This window comes from Hominiventricola filiformis (assembly GCF_020686965.1).
GTDB classification, from domain to species: Bacteria; Bacillota; Clostridia; order Lachnospirales; family Lachnospiraceae; genus Hominiventricola; species Hominiventricola filiformis.
On record NZ_JAJEPS010000009.1, the window covers coordinates 120,823 to 137,658 of the forward strand.

Genomic DNA, 16,836 nt, shown 5'->3' on the forward strand with positions numbered 1-16,836 from the left:
TGTTTTTAAGAGAACCGTCCCGGCGGGACAGGTCAGGCAGTGACCTGTTCCACCTCCGGGATGGGTTTGAGATTAAAATGAATTTCGATAGAAATGTGTCTTGTTTTATCTTCGTCAATGCGCTCATGCACGACGATTTCTTTGATTAAGCGGTTGAGGGTGGCTGCGTCCAGTTCTGTAATGTTGGCGTATTCCTGAATGGCTTCCACCCATTGTTTTGCGTCATTGGCAAGCTGGACTTCATCGGACAGCCGCTTTCTGCCCTCGGACACTTTTGTTTTAAGTTCCGTCTGCTCGGTCTGTGTCTTTTCCAGCATGGTGTTGAAGTTCTGCTCACTGATACGCCCTGCAATCATATCTTCATAAAGCCGCATTACCATTTTGTCCAGAACCTCAATCCGTTCCTCGTCCCTTGTAAGGGAGCGTTCCATTGCTTCCCGCTGTTCCCGCTGCTCGGCTTCACAGGTATTGGTCAGGCGGTCAGCAACCGCTTTCCCGTCCATCAGGGCAGCTCTGGCACATTCCCGGATTTTCCGCAGCACATGACTGTAAAGGGTGTCATAATCAATCCGGTGCTGGGTGCAGTGGTTCTTTCCAAAGGCATTGTAGGTCTTGCAGGAGTAAATCTGCTGGGGATGTTTTGCGTTTGTGTAGCGTACCGTCAGAGACTTCCCACACTCGCCGCATTTTATCAGTCCGGCAAACAGGCTGATTTCATTGGTCTGCCCCGGACGCTGGCGGGATTTCAGCTTGTTCTGCACAATGTCAAAGCTCATGCGGTCAATCAGCGGTTCATGCTGTCCTTCCACTACAATCCAGTCCTCCGGCTTCTTTTCCCCAATCGTGCCGATTTTGAAACGGTAGTCCTTTTTCTGGGAAGCAATCGCCCCAGTGTAAACGGGATTCATCAAAAGGTCTTTGATAACGGAAAAGTCCCACATATACCGCCCGTTTTCCGGGTCTTTCTTTTCCCATTTGGTGCGGGTATTGCGAAGCCCCCGTTCCCGGTTCCACCATGTGGGGCAGGGGATTTTTTCTTCCTCCAGCCGTCTGCGGATATAGTTCGGACCATGACCGTTTAGGGCATATCCGAAAATCAGCCGCACAATCGGGGCGGTTTCCTCGTCAATGAGCAGATGGTTTTTGTCCTCCGGGTCTTTCCGATACCCAAACGGGGCAAGACACCCGGTAAACTGTCCTTTCTGCGCTTTCAGAAGATAAGAGGAATGGACTTTCTTGGAAATATCCTTGCTGTACATCTCGTTCAGGATATTCTTGAACGGGGCGATGTCGTTGTTATCCCGCAGGGTGTCGATACCGTCATTCATGGCGATATAGCGGACACCGTTTCTTGGGAAAAAGTCCTCAATCAAATGCCCTGTTTGCAAATAGTTACGCCCCAGTCGGCTGAGGTCTTTCGTGATGACAAGGTTGATTTGCCTGCGCTCAATGGCTCTCAACATTCTCTGTAAATCAGGACGCTCCATATTAAGACCTGTGAAGCCATCGTCCTGATAGACTGCCACAACCTCCCATCCCTGCTTTTCGCAGTATTTTTCCAGCATATCACGCTGGTTTGCGATACTGGCACTTTCGCCTTGCAGGTCATCGTCCTTTGACAGCCTGCAATAGACCGCCGCACGATAGCCCCCGGCAAGTGCTGAACCGATTGTTCTGTATTCCATTTCGTTCATCATAGCCATTTACCCACACAATCCAGACGGTATCTGGCTCTGTTGAACCTCATCTTCATTATACTTCAAATCTTTCTTTTTAGCAAGATATTCTTTTGTATTTGTTTTGCCGTATTTCTGGGAAATCAGGCTGACGAACACATCGGTGGCGTCCAGTTCCCCGTCAAATACGGTTGTCACTTCAATCTTGGTCTTATTTTTCGCCATAGGCAGTTATCCTCCATACATGAAAATAGCCAGACAGAGAACGGTCGGCAACGAAGTCCGGCAACGGGCTTCAAAAGACCTTGCAAACAATCTCAATCTGGCGTTGATTACTATTTATACTTTTCTTTTATTTTTCTGTTGTTTTGGTTGTCAGAGAGGGAAAAAGCCCGGAAATAAGGGATTTTCCCCGGCAACCGGCTCGGCAACGGGATAGCAACGAAGTCGGCAACGGGCTGTCATTTTCAGAATGGAAGCTCCATCTGCTCTGTGACCTCCACAAAACCGTCCATCGTTTTTTCAGACGGGTTGCCGGAGTCCGTTGCCGGGTTTTCACGCTCCCAGCCCTTTTGTCTGCCGTATTCCGCAAACATCCTCGGATTGGAAAAGTAGTTCCACCCGGTAATGCACTGGTTCATTATCTCGTTGATTTCCCGGATTTCCCATTGCTTCGGCTCATCAAAGGTGTGGTTTAAGGCTTCCTTGTAGAGCTGCTTGGAGCAGACCGTTTCCCCGGTGTACTTATCAAGGTAAGCCTGTATCATCCCGGCTTTGGTGTCCTCCGGCATAAAATCCCGCTGGTGTTCTTTGAGATACCGCTGCATGGCTGGGCTGAATGACAGCTTGAACATGCCGCTTCGGTAAATCTCCATTGCTTCCGCCCACATCTGGCTGATATAGGCTCTGGAAGCGGCTTCGTCCTCCAAAATGTGAACCTCGGCTTGCTCCGGGTACACCATGACCGGGATAAATCGGCGGTTGCCGGAACGGTCAAGGGGGAGAAAGTCAAGGGCGTTGGAAGTGCCGCCGAACACGCATTGACGGGGGCGGTCTGCCGGGTGAGTTTCATAGGGAATTTTGTAAACCTCTTTCTGGCGGCTTAGAAAGGACTTGATTTCCTCAATGCTCTTGGCATTGGCGGTTGCCATCATTTCCGACATTTCAATTATCCAGTGACCTTGCAGCTTGCGGTACACGTTATCATCGTCCAGCTTCCGCAAATCATCGGAAAACCACTCGTCCCGGACTGCCAGCAGCCGGAAGAAGGTGGATTTGCCAGCCCCCTGACCGCCTACCAGACACAGCATGATTTCAAACTTGCTTCCGGGCTTAAATGCCCTTGTAATCGCCCCCAGCATGAACAGCTTCAAGGCTTCATAGGTGTAATCGTCCACATCAGCTCCCAGAAAGTGCCGCAGACAGAAGCGGATGCGCTCAGTCCCGTCCCATGCAAGGCTGTTCAGAAAATCCCGGATGGGGTGGTACTTATTCTCATTCGCCACAATCCCGATGGCGGTTTCAATCTTTTTCTCACTGGTAAGCCCGTAGGTTTCCTCCAGATAGAGAAGCAGATACTTCATGTCCGTATCGGTCAGGGCTGTGCTTTCTCTGTGAAAACCGATGGGCTTTATGATGTCCTTGCGGTCGGTCAGGATGTTGTAGGCGATTGCCCCGGCAAGCACAGGGTCACGCTGGAATACGGTCAGGCAGTTCCGTATGCTCTGGCGGACGCCGCCTTTCTCGGTGGTTTCCAGAGTTGCCTTTACTTCCTCAACGCTCTGGGGCGGCTGCATGGCGTTCATGGTGTTTTTTAGTTCTTGCTGCGTCTGCGGCTGCAAGCTCTGCCATTCGCTGTTCAAGCTGTATCACATCCTTTCCGTAGTCCATAATCAAAACCGCTTTTTCCTCTGTCTCCCCGAACAGCAGCACATCCAGCAGATATTCCACATGGGCTTGCTTCTGCAAGGCTTCCACGAACCGGGGATGAAACGCTTCCTCCGGGGAGTGCGGGGCATAGTCGGTTTTCCATACCCGTAAGAGGTGTAGATAATCGGCAAGGACACGGAAGCAATGTGCCTTTGCTTCCCGGAACTGTTCTTCCGGGGATTTCTGCCGGGGCTTGGGCTTCCTTGCCCTGCCCGGTGGCTTCCAGTCCTCATAGGCAAGCCCGAAGTCACTCGCCAACTGTGCGGCGGCTTCCTTTTTCCCCAGCCCGTACAGGGCAGCTACAAAATCAATCACATCCCCATCTGCACCACATCCGAAGCAGTGGAAACGCTTGTCCAGCTTCATGCTGGGGTCTTATCGTTGTGGAACGGGCAGCAAGCCATCCCGTTTCTGTTTACCCGGATTCCGTAATGCTCCGCAGCCTGTCTTGTCGTAACGGACTGCTTCACAGCTTCAAATACATTCAAATCAATTCCTCCTTGTAAAAAAGAAAAGGCACTTATCATTCTCAATCTGAAAATGGCAAGTGCCTGTTAAAGTTCCATATCCTGTTGTTTGTGTTTCGTCTGCGCCGGGGCGTTTTTCTGTGCTTTCTTCTCGTCAGCCTTATCCTGCAAGACTTCTTTGAGGGGCTGCTTCTTGGGCGGCTCTTTGCTTTCCTCTGTGCCGGGTGTGGCTTTCCGTACCCAGTAGCGGATGTCCCGCAGCTTCTTCAAATCTTCCTGCACCTCGGTCAACGGTACTTTCAAGTCTGCGATTTCGCCCACAAGCTTCGCCTGTTCCTGCAAAAGCTCCTTTTTCGTGCTGTCCTTATCATCCGGGTGCTTGGCAAGGTAGGCACTGGCTTTCTCAAACCGGGCAACCTCCGGGTGTTCCAGCTTGAATTTTTCCTTAGTTTTCTTGAAAAATATCTTCTGGTATTTCTCATAAACGGGCTTACATTCCTTACAGTCCGTCCGGGCGGCAAGGATAGCGTCAATCACGTTGCTGCGGGTTTCCTTTGGCTTCATCTGCTTTCGGTAGTCGGCGGCAGATTTCCCGGACGTTTCTATAAAGTTTTCCAAATCCTCCACGGTGGAAAGTCCCTTTCTCTGAAGATAGGACAGGGCTTCGCTGACTGCCTTTAAGTCTTTGGAAGTTCCACGGTTTTGTCCCGCCCGTGTCCAGTCGCTCCGTTCTGCCTTTCGTACCTCCATGTACTTCATCAACAGATTGGGAAGAAATACCGCTTCCTCCGCAGCTTTTTCCGCAAGCAGTTCTTTTCGTTTTTCACTAAGCTCGATAATCCAGCCTTTGAGATTTTTAATAAGCTGCCGGATAGACTTCATCAGGCTGTTGGCGGCTTTGATTTCCCGGTTCAGATTTCCGATGTTGGTCTGAATCCCTCGCTTTTCCATCTGCCGGACAGCAGCACCCTCATGGACGGTAGGGATAATATCAAGCCCCTGTCTTTCATAAGAACGGAGATCCACCCGCTCCGGGCGGTTGTTGGCTTCCAGATAGCGGTTCTGGATGATCTCCCATTCATGCCGCCAGATTTCACAATACTTGCGGTCGTTCCAGTCAACCGTATCTTCCTTGTGACTTTTCCATCTGCCGGACGGAAGTTTTATCCGTTCCCCGTTCTCGTCAAGGTCATAAACCTTGCGGCTCTTGGGAAGCCATTTCCCATGTTCATCCATTGCCCGCATAGTCAGCATGACATGAGCGTGAGGGTTTCCGTCCCCTTTGTCATGGATGGCAAAATCCACGCACATTCCTTTGGAAACAAACTGCTGATTGCAGAAATCCCGGACAAGGGCGGCGTACTGGTCGGGCGGTATCTCTCTGGGAATGGAAAGCACCCACCGCCTTGCAAGCTGGGAGTTCCATTGCTTCTCAACAGCTTCGGCGGCGTTCCATAAGGTATTGCGGTCTGCATACTCTGGCGGGGCATTTGCCGGGAGCAGGATTTCATTATGGACGATACCACGCTTTTCTGGGTAGTGCTTCACTTGCTGGTCGTATTCACAGAACAGCTTTTCGCCGCTTTGGTAAGCAGCGGCGGCAACAGCAGACTGGCGGTTGCTACGCTGGACGATGGAGATTTGATTGTGTGGACAGGGCATTTAGTGTTCCTCCTTTCCGATTTTAGGTATAAAAAAAGCAGGAGACCTTTTTCAGATTTCCTGCTTGGTGTGCCGCTGGGGGCGGCGGGTATTTAGTTAAAATTCAAGATTACTTAACTTTATAATAGTTTTCTATTGCCTGTGCAAAGAAATCAGAAGCCCCTTCACCGTATTTTTCGTCTATCATTGGTTTGATTTGTTCATTGCGGTAATACTGCGTCTGTGCCATCATAAAGCCTTTTTCTTCTTTTATCTGGGCAAGCTGTTTCATAACAAAGCCATATTCTCCAACAAGCTCTTTTACTTCAAAAGAATCTATGTCACAATTCTGTTTTGCAATCAGTTTTTGCAAAATCGCTTCTATCCGTTTGTTATAGCTTTCTGCAACTTCTTTGCTGACGGGAGTTCGGGCAACAGACAGAAACTTGTCCTTTCCACCATACCATTCAACTACCTTTGCATAGCCTTTCTGCATTTCTTCCGAAGATACGACTTCCATATAATGCTTTTTCCATTGTTCAATGCTACCAAATTCTTTAATTGCAATGTTTCTCATATTCTCCGGCATATGCTCAAGCATGGTTTGGAACATTTCTTCTACTTCTGTTTTGGTAAAAATTGTAAAATCCATTTTGTTCTCTCCTTTCAGAATGTCATCAATGCTGGCAATCAGACGTTCCATTCGTTCTTTCTTTGTTACCAACATTTTTCGCTGTACTTGTAGAATCTGATTTCTTTCAAGAGCCGGATTGTCCAAAACAGCTTTGATTTCTTTCAAGGAGATATCAAACTCACGGAAAAATAAAATCTGTTGTAATGTTTCCAGTGCCTTATCGTCATAAAGCCGGTATCCCGCATCACTTTTTTCTGTTGGCTTTAACAACCCGATTTCATCATAATAGTGAAGCGTGCGAACGCTGATACCTGTTAAATCTGATATTTCTTTTACTGTCCTCATAGCTGCTGACCTCCTGTTCCTGATAAGGTAACTTTAATCTATGACGTTCCGTGAGAGTCAATAGGCATTTTCATTTTTTAGTATAACATTTTTCATTTCTTCTCAAAAGACAGAAAACTGATTCTGTAAAACTTGTCGGCTGGGAACAGCTTGCAACGCAAGGTGTCCCCAGATGGCAAGTCCACAAAAGGGTAGCTGGCGAAAGCCAGCGCAGGGAAAGTGTAGCGTCCCCTGTTTGATTTGGAGCAGTCCGTGGCTGCGGAAAATCACAGCCCTCCGGCGAGGAGCCTTCGGAGAACGCAATGCACCAACCTTTGGGTGGTGTATAATTGCGCCCTTAGTAAACTAAGGGGTTTCCAGCTTCTCCCGTTCCAGCAGTTTTTTCAATAGTTCCTGCGTGTCCTGCCTGTGAAAAATGAGTTTCAACAGCAGCATGACATCATCATCTGTCAGGCGTTCCGGCTCTTGCAGAAAACTTTCCAGCATACCGCCACGAGTACAGAGCCGATGCGTCCGTTCCTTTCGGGTAAGCTGCTTCAACTGGTGCTGCAATGCCTTTTCATCATTGATGGCTTTCCGCAGTTTCTTTTCGCTTTTTTCCAACTCCCGGTTGAGCTTTTCCAGTTTTGAGGTATCAGGCAAGGGCAGCGTCCTCCTTTCCCGGTATCAGCACATAAATCCTGTTTGGTTCTCCAATGCCCTGACGCACCCGCATGATAAGTCCGGCGGTTTCCAGTTCATTCAGAGAACGCTTGACCGTCATGGGGCTGCGGGACAGGACTGCGGCAATGGCTGTGATGGGGAAGCAGACAAACAGGATTCCGTTCTCGTCCTCCTTCCCTTTGGATAGCATAGCGTCCAGCATCCGGCAGTACATGACCTTTGCGGTGCTGCTGACTGGAAATCCTGTCAACGCTCTGGGAAATGGCATACAGGGCGGTAATGGTGTGTCTATCGTCATAAATTCAAAATTCATTCGGTGTGTTCCTCCTTTTTCTTTGCTCGTTTGGATAAATAACAGGGGCAGTCAATCACAACCGCCCGGAAGCTCTGCTTGCACCCATGCTGGCATTTCCGGCATAATTCGTTGTAAGTGACACGCCCCCGGTCATTGAGGTAAAAGGAAAGCTCATGCTTCCTCTTTTTGCTCATTCTCGGCATATTGTGTTTCCTCCCGTTTTAGTGTATGGTCTCGGGGCGATTTTCGGCAAAATTACAGCCATAGAGCCGCTTAAAATCTCCCGAAGTATCAGCGATAGGGTAGACTATCCCCCTATCAGATTGTCGTGTTTCGGTATCATTTCGGTGTCAGTTCGCCAGTTCTCCCCGGTGTCGTTCCTCCCCTGAATCTCACAGCGGCGTATCGCTCCCTTTGGTACGCTCGTTTCGGTCAGGGTTCCTCCATATCCCTGCCAAAATTCATGGCGCTACATCGCCGGGGAAGCATATCCCACACAGGCTGGTCATTCGATTGGAATAATCCATCGATGAACTACCTGTATCATAGAACATTTTTGTGCCCTGTGCCGTATGTCCACAAAGTAGGAATTAAGGGTAAAAATCAGAAATTTCCACGATTACGGAAAGTGTGATATAATCCAGATAAGCGGCAGCAATGAAACCGTTGGAAAGGAGCGTGTGCCCATGAAAGGAGCAACAAGCATACAGGAACGCCTTTGGGAACTCCGCAAGGACAAAGGCTTAAATCTGGAAGAACTATCAAAACTAACGGGTATTTCTAAATCAGCCCTTGGCAGTTATGAAAAAGAAGATTTTAAGGAAATCAATCATGGCAACCTTATCACGCTGGCAGACTTCTATGGGGTTTCCGTCGATTATCTGCTGTGCCGGACAGAGAACAGGGAGCAGATCAACACGCCACTGACGGAGCTGCATTTGAACGATGAAATGGTTGCACTTCTGAAAAGCGGACGGATCAACAACCGTCTGCTCTGCGAACTTGCCACCCATAAGGACTTTATCAAGTTTCTTGCGGACATTGAGATTTATGTGGATGGGATTGCCACCATGCAGATTCAAAACCTCAACACCCTTGTCGATACTGTCCGGCATGAAATCATAGAACGGTATCGCCCTGGCGAAGATGACCCACATTTGAAAGTGCTGCAAGCCGCCCATATCAGTGATGATGAATATTTCAGCCACATGGTTCTGGATGACCTAAACCTGATTATCCGGGATATTCGGGAAACCCATAAAAAGGATAGTGAGAGTGCGCCCCAGACCACTGTTGCCAATGAACTGAAAGAAAATCTGGAAGCGGTCGAAAATTTCAAGGGCAGCCGTTTGGAAAAACTGGCAGTGCTTTACTGCAAGCAGCTCGGTATCAACTATAAAAATCTGTCAGATGAAGAATTTCGCTGGCTTATTCGGATTCTCCAAAAATCAAAGAAAACGGGAACGCCTATCAACCAGAGGAAAAAACGGTAAAGGAAAACCGCTGTTGCATGGTTTGTTGGATTCCATGTAGCAGCGGTTTGTGCTGTGGTTATTACTTCATTCGTTTTCTTAATATTCGGCGATAATTTGTTTCTCCCTTTGGTGCGTCCTGTATAATTTCCAACACACCATCTTCAAGCATTTTATCAATGCGATTGGAAATCCATACATCACTAATTCCAAGTTGATATTTTCCTAAAACATTACCTATGACAATAGCCATTTTGAATTGCTCTGGCTGTTCCGCAATTTCACGAAGAATGAAACTATCATATATATCTTCTGAAACGCTTTGCAATTTACCATTTAACATTGCACGCAAAGGTGCATTTTCATTTTGAAGTTGATTCCATTTCATAGCACAAGCTGAAAGAAATACAGGATTAGCTTTCTCTTGTAGAGTTATATAGTTTCCCCATTCGCCAGGAGAGACCTCGCCCCATGCTATTTTGGATGTCATAGTATTTTCTTTTCCATATTCCCATGTAGGTAACTTAACCAAATAAATTGTTGTCTGGCAGTTTAAGGGTTGAAGTTGTTTCATAAGCCAATACATACCACAAAGCTCATCTGGATTATAGCTATACCAAATGCGAATTTCTTCCCCAGCTACATATCGTTCAATCACTGAGGTCAATGTAGTTTTAATTTTCTGTATTTTTTCTTCAACCTGATAATCTAAATCCTCTACAAAGCAGACAGACAGCATTTTCTTGAAAACATTTTTCCGCTGTTCGCCAATTCCATTATCAGAAATATCTCCCACACTAAGAGCCATATCAAAACAATAAACATCACAGCTCTTGCCTCCCAATGGAATAGCATTCTCCCAAGCAATGCGTTCTTGTTCCTGTGCTTGAAGCTGTGCTTTTTTCATTTCATCTGAAGATGGAACACTCCCGTCTTCATGCCTCATAAATATTGAAACAGCACTTCCTCTATACTTTCCCTTGCCGTAAGTTTGGGCAATTTTCAAACTTCCACAGGCACTTTCACCAAATACAATTTCAATCATCTTATATACCTCCGATTTAATTGCTCCCGTTATGAATAAATCATCTCATGCAAAACAATTTCTTCTGCCCGGTTATGAATGTTATTGCAACGCTGCACCCATTCCATTTGGTGGGTACGCTTCAATTCCTCGGTTACGCCCTCGGCAGTTTTCATCTGCTCCATGATGGTGTCTAACCGTTCCTGTGCCTGTTCGTTCAGGTCTGCAAGATATGTCCACAATTCCCCGGTCAGTATCAATGTATTCAATCTGGCTGGGTGGACTTCCCTTAAATATTCCCGGTGCATCCGTCCGTACTTTCCGATAGGGCGGTGTTCCTCCGGCAGTTTCAAGTCCGGGATGTAATAATCTCCGACAAGGATATAATCAATTCCGTTTTCCGTTATTCTTGGTTTCAATTCGCTCATGTTCCTTACCTCCTGTGGAAGCAGGCTCGTCTGGTACTAACTCAATCACATCGGTAATCTCACAATTCAGCGTTTCGCAGATACGGGCTAATGTATCCATGCTGATGTGCTTTCCCTCTTTGCTCATGTTGGCAATCATATTTGTTGTCATACCAGCGGCAAGCCTTAAATCCTCTTTTCTCATATCACGCTCTAACAGTGTGTGCCAGAGTGGTTTATAGCTGATGTGCATATTGTTTTCCTGCCTTTCTATCCATACCACCGGGGCGGCTGCCCCGGCAGGAACTTTTCTCTTATTATAGCACCAATCTTGTGAAATCACAATTTATTCTTGTAGCCTGCCGCTGATACCGTCTGGATTGTGCTCTTCCTTTCGTTTTTTGTTCCAACTAATTAGCCATGAACTGTTTCATTCCCTGGGATTTTGCGCCTGATAGCGATAGGTAATCCTTTGATATAATCTCCGGATTTTCCCCCGCTCCACACCGTGCATGCAGCTTTTACCGCACACGGCGTTCCATCGAATTCAACAGCCAGGGTTTTTCATATACGATTTACACACTTCGTAACAGCATAATTATCAAAGAATGATTACAGGCATTTCTGCCATAGTTCGAAGTTTGTTAAGTTTTGCAAGTTTAGAATCATCTAATTGCAGTGGGTTCAGATATTCTCTGATTGTGATTTCAGACGTTGCATGGGTAATCACATGAACGGCTTTTGAGACTAATATCAGATTTTCATATGCATCCGTACCACCTTTGCTTGATGGCACTTTATGGTGACAGTGAAGGTCATGTACTTCCATAGGAAGCCCAGTGACCGCACATTTGCCATATTGAGCCGCAAATAGTGATATTCTGTTGTCTGCATATTCAATCGACCTGCCCTTAACAGGATTACGCATCAGCCATAACATTGCGTCGGTATTGATAGCAAGATTTTTATGAATCAGCTCTCGTCCATTAGCAGTGTACTTATTGATGGCTTTCCTTTTGTTTTTGGCATTTTTTTGTGGAACGGCTCCCACTGGAACAATGGGACGTTCGTGCAGAAATCTCAAGGGGCTATATCAGAGTTAGATGCTATGTGAAAGACTGGCGTGAAGACCGGGGACTTTATTAAAAAATATCCATTATGATTATAAGTCAAACAATACGAATAGTGTTTATCTATTATTGGTGCGAAACTTGCCCGGCGTTGTATTATAATACTTATGAAAAAGTTCACAGAAATAACTGCTATTTGAAAAACCACAGGCATATGCTATCTCAGTAACAGACATTGTGGTATTTCGAAGAAGAAAAACAGATTTCTCCAGACGATAACGGTTCAGATAGACCATAGGGGAAGTATTTAAATATTTCTGGAAAAGGGAAGTACACTTTGTCTTGCAGCAATTTCCAGAAGAGGAAATATCTTTCAACAAAATTTTATTTGGATAATTTTTTTGTACATATCCAATCATTGCAGTGAGAACTAAAATATCTTCCGTATCTTTATCATAGTCAGGAAAATAGTTCATATTTTCAGCAAGTAATCGGAAAATATGAACTGTTTTTTCCAGAGTAAAAAACGGTTGTATTTTGTCCATGTTTTTTTCGTAAAGCATTTCAAGGTCATGAAGAATAGAATTCTGCCACTGAATCGATGGATTCAGTTTCTGATAAGGAAAATGAATATTCTGTAGCAGTGGATTTAAACAATTTTCTACAAAATAAGTATTTACAGAAAGTAGTAGTGGGGATAAAAGAATACAGATAAAGAGACATTCTGTATGTGCATCGGAATAGCCATAATGAAAGCAGCGGCTGTTTACGAAAATCCCCTCGCCTGTCTGCAAAGGAATCCTCTGACCATTCACATCATAAAACATCTGTCCATCTAAAATCAGAATAAATTCCAGATCGTCATGCCAATGGCTGACTGCACGAAAATCAGGATAGCTTGAAAGCTGTCCCTTTTTTACATATGCAGGAAAGTCTGGATTGTTATAGGCAACATTTTCCGATGCATCTGAATTTAAAACAGTGCTTGGACATACCTCCATCAAGATTTCCTCCTTTGCGAACGTTTGTTATATTATTATGGCGGATTCTGGTATAAAAATCAATAAAATTTGTATATCTTTATATTGTGCACAGAAAGGAAATAAAATATAGATGGAAAACAAATTCAGAAATAAGATTCTGAAACTTGCCCTGCCTATTACGGCACAGCAGTTTATGCTGGCACTTGTGAGTGCATGTGATGCTTTTATGCTGGGAGGGCTAAATCAGAATTCTCTGTCAGCAGTTTCACTGGCTTCGCAGATCACCTTTGTTTTTAATTTGATTTTAACAGCACTTACAATAGGGGAGAATATGTTTGTTGCACAGTATTATGGGAAAAAAGACTTTGATGGATTACGGACATCAGCAGGACTTGTCTTGAAATATGTAGTAGCAGTTTCTGGCTTCTTTTTTATTGCAACATTATTTGTTCCTGAAACTCTTATGAGATTATTTACAAATGATATTATATTGATTGATTATGGGGTTAAGTATCTGAAGCTGATTGGATTATCGTATGTGTTTTCGGGCATTTTACAGGTTTTACAGGGAATATTGAAAAATTGTGGTTATGTAGGCAAATGCACTATGATCAGTACAATCGTTGTCTGTGTTAATATTGCACTAAATGCTGTTCTCATTTATGGATATTTTGGATTTCCAAGAATGGAGATTGCGGGTGCAGCACTGGCTACTGTCATTGCAAATGGGATTGGTCTGGTTATCACGATATATATTTTGCACTTGAAAAAGGAGCTTTGGGTGGGAATATCAGATATAAAAAAACGAAAAATAAATATAACCACAAAATTCTGGAAACATGTTTATCCGGTGCTTTTGAATGAACTTGTCTGGGGCGGTGGATTTACGATGTATTCAGTTATACTTGGACATCTTGGTTCCGATGCTGTCGCAGCTAATTCTATTGCAAATATAACCAAAAATCTCCTGATCTGTGTTTGTACTGGTTTTGGATATGGCGGAAGTATTATCGTTGGAAATCTGCTTGGCGAGGGAAACTTATTCGAAGCAAGAAAAAGTGGAAATACTTTATGTAAAATTGCGGTATTTTCGGGGATTCTGACCGGAGGAATGATTCTTCTCCTGACACCGGTTATTCTGCATTTTACGAATCTGACCGATATAGCAGGTGGGTATTTGAAGTATATGCTGTTTATGAGCAGCTATTATGTAATAGGAAAATCAATCAATTCCATGACAATAGGTGGTATTTTCCCGGCAGGAGGAGATACAAAATTTGGTTTAAAGTGTGATATGGTTACTATGTGGTGCTTTGCAGTTCCGCTGGGATGCATTGTGGCATTTGTCTTGAAATTGCCGGTACTAATGGTGTATTTTGTCTTAAATCTTGATGAGTTGGTAAAACTTCCAGCGGTATTTAAACATTACAGACAATATAAATGGGTAAAAAATTTAACAGAAACGGAGAATTAAATTATGGATATGAAAAAAAGAAGAGATATGCAGCTTGCTTATATTTCAGATGAAGCAGTTATGGAAGAACAGATTAAATGCAGAAAAATCCTGCAAAAACTTAATTTTGCAGACCGGTCGGATTTTGATGGAATTGCAGAAATGGTAAAAGAACTTTTGGGAAAATCTGAAGGTGCATGTATTAACCCGCCTTTTTACTGTGATTATGGCTCACACATTGAGGTGGGGAAGAATTTTTTTGCAAATTATAACTGCACGATCATAGATGTGGCAAAGGTAAAAATCGGCGATAACTGTCAGATGGCACCAAATGTAGCTATTTATACAGCAGGACATCCAATTTACCCAGACACGCGCAATTCTGCTTTTGAATATGGAAAAGAGGTTACCATCGGGGATAATGTATGGCTGGGAGGAAATTCAGTAGTGTGCCCAGGGGTACACATCGGAGACAATGTGGTAATTGGTGCTGGAAGTGTTGTCACGAAAGATATTCCAGACTGGTCGATTGCAACAGGGAATCCGTGCCGGGTGCTCAGAAAAATAACAGATAATGACAAAAGAAAATTGTTCCATGATGAAGAAATTGATGATGAAGCGTGGAACATGATATGTGTGCAGGAGGGAAAATAATATGACCATGAGAGAACGTACTGAAGCCGGAAAATTATTTACAGATTATTGCGAAGGACTTCCAGAAGACCGGATAAACTGTAAGAAAAGAATGATTCAGTTTAATTCTACTATGCCTGATGATGTAAAGGCAAGAATGACGGCATTAAATGAACTTTTAGGAAAAAAACAAATGCGTGGGTGGAACCGCCATTTTACTGCTGCTATGGGACTAATATTACCATAGGGGAAGGCTCTTACCTGAATTTTAACTGTAACTTTGTTGATGATGGGAAAATTATCATTGGCAAAAAAGTAATGTTTGGTCCGGCAGTTACAATAGCTACGGTGGGGCATCCTGTTAATCCAAAGATGAGGGAATATATGTATACAGATCCGGTAACAATTGAGGATAACTGCTGGATCGGAGCTGGTACAACAATTTGTCCGGGCGTTCATATAGGTGAAAACAGTGTGATTGGAGCCGGAAGTGTGGTAGTCCATGACATTCCGGCTAATTCAGTTGCAGCAAGAAATCCATGTAAAGTGATCCGTGAAATTGGAGAGTAGGATCAGATTTATTATTATAAAGATCGTATGATCGAAGATGGGGATTTGGAAGAAGAACGTAAACTACGATGGGAAACGGAAGTGAAAAATAGAACGATGAAGGCAGATTATCATGTACATACGGAATTTAGTGATGACTCAGAATATCAGATGGAGCAGGTTGTAAGAGACTCGATAGTAATGGGACTTGATGAAATCTGTTTTACAGATCACGTTGATTATGGGGTGAAAAATGACTGGGATGATGGTGAAAAAATAAGATATCGGGAAGGAATACCGGGTGAACCGGAAAATATGCCGATACTCAATGTTAATTATCCATTGTATTATAAGACTTACCAGAAGATGAAAACGCAGTACGGAGATAAGATTACGCTAAAGCTGGGAATGGAATTTGGTATGCAGGTACATACCATAGAACAATATGAAAAATTGTATGCGAAATATCCATTTGATTTTATCATTCTTTCGGTTCATGAAGTAGAGGATAAAGAATTCTGGACGCAGGATTTCCAACGTGACAGGACACAGCAGGAATATAACGAACGCTACTATGAGGAATTATTATATCTTGTTCAAAATTATCACAATTACAGTGTTTTAGGGCACATGGATCTAATCACCAGATATGATAAAGCAGGTACTTATTCATTTGAAAAATTAAAGCCGATATTTACTGAAATTTTAAAGACAGTAATTGCTGATGGAAAAGGAATTGAGGTAAATACTTCCAGTCACAGATATGGATTATCTGATCTTACCCCATCAAGAGATATTTTGAAATTATATCGAGAGTTAGGTGGAACTATAATCACCATAGGAAGTGACAGTCACAAACCGGAACATTTGGGAACATTTATTGATGAGACAAAACAGGAATTAAAGACACTGGGATTCAAAGAGTTTTGTACTTTTGATAAAATGAAACCGATTTATCATCAGTTATAATGAATCTGATTAAGCAGCCTGTATGTGACAAAGTATACAGGCTGCTTGTGGTTTATAATTCTGATGAATCTTCCGCATCTACCCACATCTGTAAATTTCCATCAAGATATAATTTTGCATATTCCAGCGGTTTATCAATGGCAAGTGCGTTCAATGCACAGTCTGATCCAGGCGTGGTTTTTAAGTCCTTCTCAGCTTCCCAACAGTCAATGCGGAGCATATAGCCAGCACTGGTATATACATCAATACTGTTGCGTTGTGGATTGTATTTTGCAAATATTGTTCTCATCGTATCCCATCTCCTTATGATTCAATCGATCATTAATTGTAAAAATTAAGAAGCATTCCAATCAGTTCACCATGTCACTTTTATTTTGTGTTATACTGTTTTATAGGATTTTCTTGCCCTTGTATTTGCCCTTATCAGAGTTCGTAAACACTGGTGGGACGATATAACACAAGGGAAACAATAAGGGAAAGCTCACCTGTGATAAATTCAGTGTTTTCAAGGGTTTGCGGAGAATTTAACAACAAGATATAACAGTTATTATAAAATGTACCCTATAGATTAGACAGTTTGAGTTTTTAAAACCCTTACCATTAGACAGTAAGTTTTAACGAAAACC

At 43.9% G+C, this 16,836-nt stretch carries 20 protein-coding genes and 1 pseudogene; 6 read left to right on the forward strand and 15 right to left on the reverse strand.

Translation table 11 applies throughout. The features are described from left to right. Window positions 1-32: 32 nt before the first annotated feature. The 9 genes and pseudogenes from LKD36_RS10540 to LKD36_RS10580 form a co-directional block, all read right to left on the reverse strand. On the reverse strand, window positions 33-1,703 hold the full coding sequence (locus LKD36_RS10540) for a recombinase family protein (RefSeq protein WP_008394601.1): 1,671 nt from the start codon (window positions 1,701-1,703) through the stop codon (window positions 33-35). After that, entirely contained in the window at window positions 1,704-1,901 is a 198-nt protein-coding gene (locus LKD36_RS10545) for a hypothetical protein (RefSeq protein ID WP_002595176.1), read from the reverse strand. Between the two features lie 242 nt (window positions 1,902-2,143). Then, on the reverse strand, window positions 2,144-3,481 hold the full coding sequence (locus LKD36_RS10550; protein WP_117699277.1) for a virulence-associated E family protein: 1,338 nt from the start codon (window positions 3,479-3,481) through the stop codon (window positions 2,144-2,146). Next, window positions 3,450-4,093, reverse strand: a pseudogene (locus LKD36_RS10555) (CHC2 zinc finger domain-containing protein). Before LKD36_RS10555 ends, LKD36_RS10550 begins: the two are co-directional and overlap by 32 nt. A gap of 66 nt (window positions 4,094-4,159) precedes the next feature. Continuing rightward, on the reverse strand, window positions 4,160-5,734 hold the full coding sequence (gene mobQ / locus LKD36_RS10560; RefSeq protein ID WP_025544159.1) for a MobQ family relaxase: 1,575 nt from the start codon (window positions 5,732-5,734) through the stop codon (window positions 4,160-4,162). Window positions 5,735-5,843: 109 nt separating this feature from the next. Beyond that, the gene (locus tag LKD36_RS10565) at window positions 5,844-6,692 is read right to left on the reverse strand and encodes a MerR family transcriptional regulator (RefSeq protein ID WP_025544158.1); all 849 of its coding nucleotides are present in this window, start codon (window positions 6,690-6,692) and stop codon (window positions 5,844-5,846) included. A gap of 345 nt (window positions 6,693-7,037) precedes the next feature. Then, entirely contained in the window at window positions 7,038-7,334 is a 297-nt protein-coding gene (locus tag LKD36_RS10570) for a DUF3847 domain-containing protein (RefSeq protein ID WP_117628259.1), read from the reverse strand. Beyond that, window positions 7,327-7,668: a DeoR family transcriptional regulator gene (locus tag LKD36_RS10575; protein ID WP_005924748.1), complete on the reverse strand. Its 342-nt coding sequence runs from the start codon at window positions 7,666-7,668 to the stop codon at window positions 7,327-7,329. Before LKD36_RS10575 ends, LKD36_RS10570 begins: the two co-directional genes overlap by 8 nt. Continuing rightward, complete coding sequence (locus tag LKD36_RS10580) at window positions 7,665-7,853, reverse strand: hypothetical protein (protein WP_117536679.1); 189 nt, start codon at window positions 7,851-7,853, stop codon at window positions 7,665-7,667. Before LKD36_RS10580 ends, LKD36_RS10575 begins: the two co-directional genes overlap by 4 nt. Window positions 7,854-8,336: 483 nt before the next feature. Between LKD36_RS10580 and LKD36_RS10585 the strand changes: the two genes are divergently transcribed. After that, window positions 8,337-9,143, forward strand: a complete 807-nt coding sequence (locus tag LKD36_RS10585) for a helix-turn-helix domain-containing protein (RefSeq protein ID WP_005924756.1) — start codon at window positions 8,337-8,339, stop codon at window positions 9,141-9,143. Window positions 9,144-9,204: 61 nt separating this feature from the next. Here the strand turns inward: LKD36_RS10585 and LKD36_RS10590 are convergent, their stop codons facing one another. From LKD36_RS10590 to LKD36_RS10610, 5 genes are all read right to left on the reverse strand, one after another. Next, window positions 9,205-10,167 (reverse strand): DUF3658 domain-containing protein, encoded by a 963-nt coding sequence (locus LKD36_RS10590; RefSeq protein WP_005927687.1) that lies wholly within the window; start codon window positions 10,165-10,167, stop codon window positions 9,205-9,207. 29 nt (window positions 10,168-10,196) lie between these two features. Next, on the reverse strand, window positions 10,197-10,574 hold the full coding sequence (locus tag LKD36_RS10595) for a TnpV protein (protein ID WP_005927690.1): 378 nt from the start codon (window positions 10,572-10,574) through the stop codon (window positions 10,197-10,199). Then, window positions 10,534-10,806 (reverse strand): helix-turn-helix domain-containing protein, encoded by a 273-nt coding sequence (locus LKD36_RS10600; protein ID WP_002593556.1) that lies wholly within the window; start codon window positions 10,804-10,806, stop codon window positions 10,534-10,536. Before LKD36_RS10600 ends, LKD36_RS10595 begins: the two co-directional genes overlap by 41 nt. A gap of 348 nt (window positions 10,807-11,154) precedes the next feature. After that, entirely contained in the window at window positions 11,155-11,637 is a 483-nt protein-coding gene (locus tag LKD36_RS10605) for an HNH endonuclease (RefSeq protein ID WP_308459568.1), read from the reverse strand. 105 nt (window positions 11,638-11,742) lie between these two features. Further along, entirely contained in the window at window positions 11,743-12,624 is an 882-nt protein-coding gene (locus LKD36_RS10610) for a helix-turn-helix transcriptional regulator (RefSeq protein WP_118771061.1), read from the reverse strand. A 112-nt stretch (window positions 12,625-12,736) separates the two neighbouring features. Between LKD36_RS10610 and LKD36_RS10615 the strand changes: the two genes are divergently transcribed. The 5 genes from LKD36_RS10615 (at window position 12,737) to LKD36_RS10635 (ending at window position 16,210) form a co-directional block, all read left to right on the forward strand. Further along, window positions 12,737-14,080, forward strand: coding sequence for an MATE family efflux transporter (locus LKD36_RS10615; RefSeq protein ID WP_308459569.1), 1,344 nt, complete (start codon window positions 12,737-12,739; stop codon window positions 14,078-14,080). Window positions 14,081-14,083: 3 nt separating this feature from the next. After that, on the forward strand, window positions 14,084-14,713 hold the full coding sequence (locus LKD36_RS10620) for a sugar O-acetyltransferase (protein ID WP_117690958.1): 630 nt from the start codon (window positions 14,084-14,086) through the stop codon (window positions 14,711-14,713). Window position 14,714: 1 nt separating this feature from the next. Continuing rightward, on the forward strand, window positions 14,715-14,939 hold the full coding sequence (locus tag LKD36_RS10625) for a maltose acetyltransferase domain-containing protein (protein ID WP_308459570.1): 225 nt from the start codon (window positions 14,715-14,717) through the stop codon (window positions 14,937-14,939). Window positions 14,940-15,076: 137 nt separating this feature from the next. Next, complete coding sequence (locus LKD36_RS10630; RefSeq protein WP_308459571.1) at window positions 15,077-15,262, forward strand: DapH/DapD/GlmU-related protein; 186 nt, start codon at window positions 15,077-15,079, stop codon at window positions 15,260-15,262. A gap of 27 nt (window positions 15,263-15,289) precedes the next feature. Continuing rightward, on the forward strand, window positions 15,290-16,210 hold the full coding sequence (locus LKD36_RS10635) for a histidinol-phosphatase HisJ family protein (RefSeq protein WP_331465218.1): 921 nt from the start codon (window positions 15,290-15,292) through the stop codon (window positions 16,208-16,210). A gap of 52 nt (window positions 16,211-16,262) precedes the next feature. On the opposite strand, the gene LKD36_RS10640 is transcribed toward LKD36_RS10635, so the two are convergent. After that, a complete protein-coding gene (locus tag LKD36_RS10640; RefSeq protein WP_308459572.1) occupies window positions 16,263-16,499 on the reverse strand; it encodes a DUF6061 family protein in 237 nt (78 codons plus the stop codon). Between the last annotated feature and the right edge of the window lie 337 nt (window positions 16,500-16,836).

Bases quoted from the DNA above. Each gene is read 5' to 3' on its own strand.
- LKD36_RS10540 (WP_008394601.1), bottom strand. From the start codon at position 1,703: ATGGCTATGATGAACGAAATGGAATACAGAACAATCGGTTCAGCACTT.
- LKD36_RS10545 (WP_002595176.1), bottom strand. From the start codon at position 1,901: ATGGCGAAAAATAAGACCAAGATTGAAGTGACAACCGTATTTGACGGG.
- LKD36_RS10550 (WP_117699277.1), bottom strand. From the start codon at position 3,481: ATGAACGCCATGCAGCCGCCCCAGAGCGTTGAGGAAGTAAAGGCAACT.
- mobQ (WP_025544159.1), bottom strand. From the start codon at position 5,734: ATGCCCTGTCCACACAATCAAATCTCCATCGTCCAGCGTAGCAACCGC.
- LKD36_RS10565 (WP_025544158.1), bottom strand. From the start codon at position 6,692: ATGAGGACAGTAAAAGAAATATCAGATTTAACAGGTATCAGCGTTCGC.
- LKD36_RS10575 (WP_005924748.1), bottom strand. From the start codon at position 7,668: ATGAATTTTGAATTTATGACGATAGACACACCATTACCGCCCTGTATG.
- LKD36_RS10580 (WP_117536679.1), bottom strand. From the start codon at position 7,853: ATGCCGAGAATGAGCAAAAAGAGGAAGCATGAGCTTTCCTTTTACCTC.
- LKD36_RS10585 (WP_005924756.1), top strand. From the start codon at position 8,337: ATGAAAGGAGCAACAAGCATACAGGAACGCCTTTGGGAACTCCGCAAG.
- LKD36_RS10590 (WP_005927687.1), bottom strand. From the start codon at position 10,167: ATGATTGAAATTGTATTTGGTGAAAGTGCCTGTGGAAGTTTGAAAATT.
- LKD36_RS10595 (WP_005927690.1), bottom strand. From the start codon at position 10,574: ATGAGCGAATTGAAACCAAGAATAACGGAAAACGGAATTGATTATATC.
- LKD36_RS10600 (WP_002593556.1), bottom strand. From the start codon at position 10,806: ATGCACATCAGCTATAAACCACTCTGGCACACACTGTTAGAGCGTGAT.
- LKD36_RS10610 (WP_118771061.1), bottom strand. From the start codon at position 12,624: ATGGAGGTATGTCCAAGCACTGTTTTAAATTCAGATGCATCGGAAAAT.
- LKD36_RS10615 (WP_308459569.1), top strand. From the start codon at position 12,737: ATGGAAAACAAATTCAGAAATAAGATTCTGAAACTTGCCCTGCCTATT.
- LKD36_RS10620 (WP_117690958.1), top strand. From the start codon at position 14,084: ATGGATATGAAAAAAAGAAGAGATATGCAGCTTGCTTATATTTCAGAT.
- LKD36_RS10625 (WP_308459570.1), top strand. From the start codon at position 14,715: ATGACCATGAGAGAACGTACTGAAGCCGGAAAATTATTTACAGATTAT.
- LKD36_RS10630 (WP_308459571.1), top strand. From the start codon at position 15,077: ATGTATACAGATCCGGTAACAATTGAGGATAACTGCTGGATCGGAGCT.
- LKD36_RS10635 (WP_331465218.1), top strand. From the start codon at position 15,290: ATGATCGAAGATGGGGATTTGGAAGAAGAACGTAAACTACGATGGGAA.
- LKD36_RS10640 (WP_308459572.1), bottom strand. From the start codon at position 16,499: ATGAGAACAATATTTGCAAAATACAATCCACAACGCAACAGTATTGAT.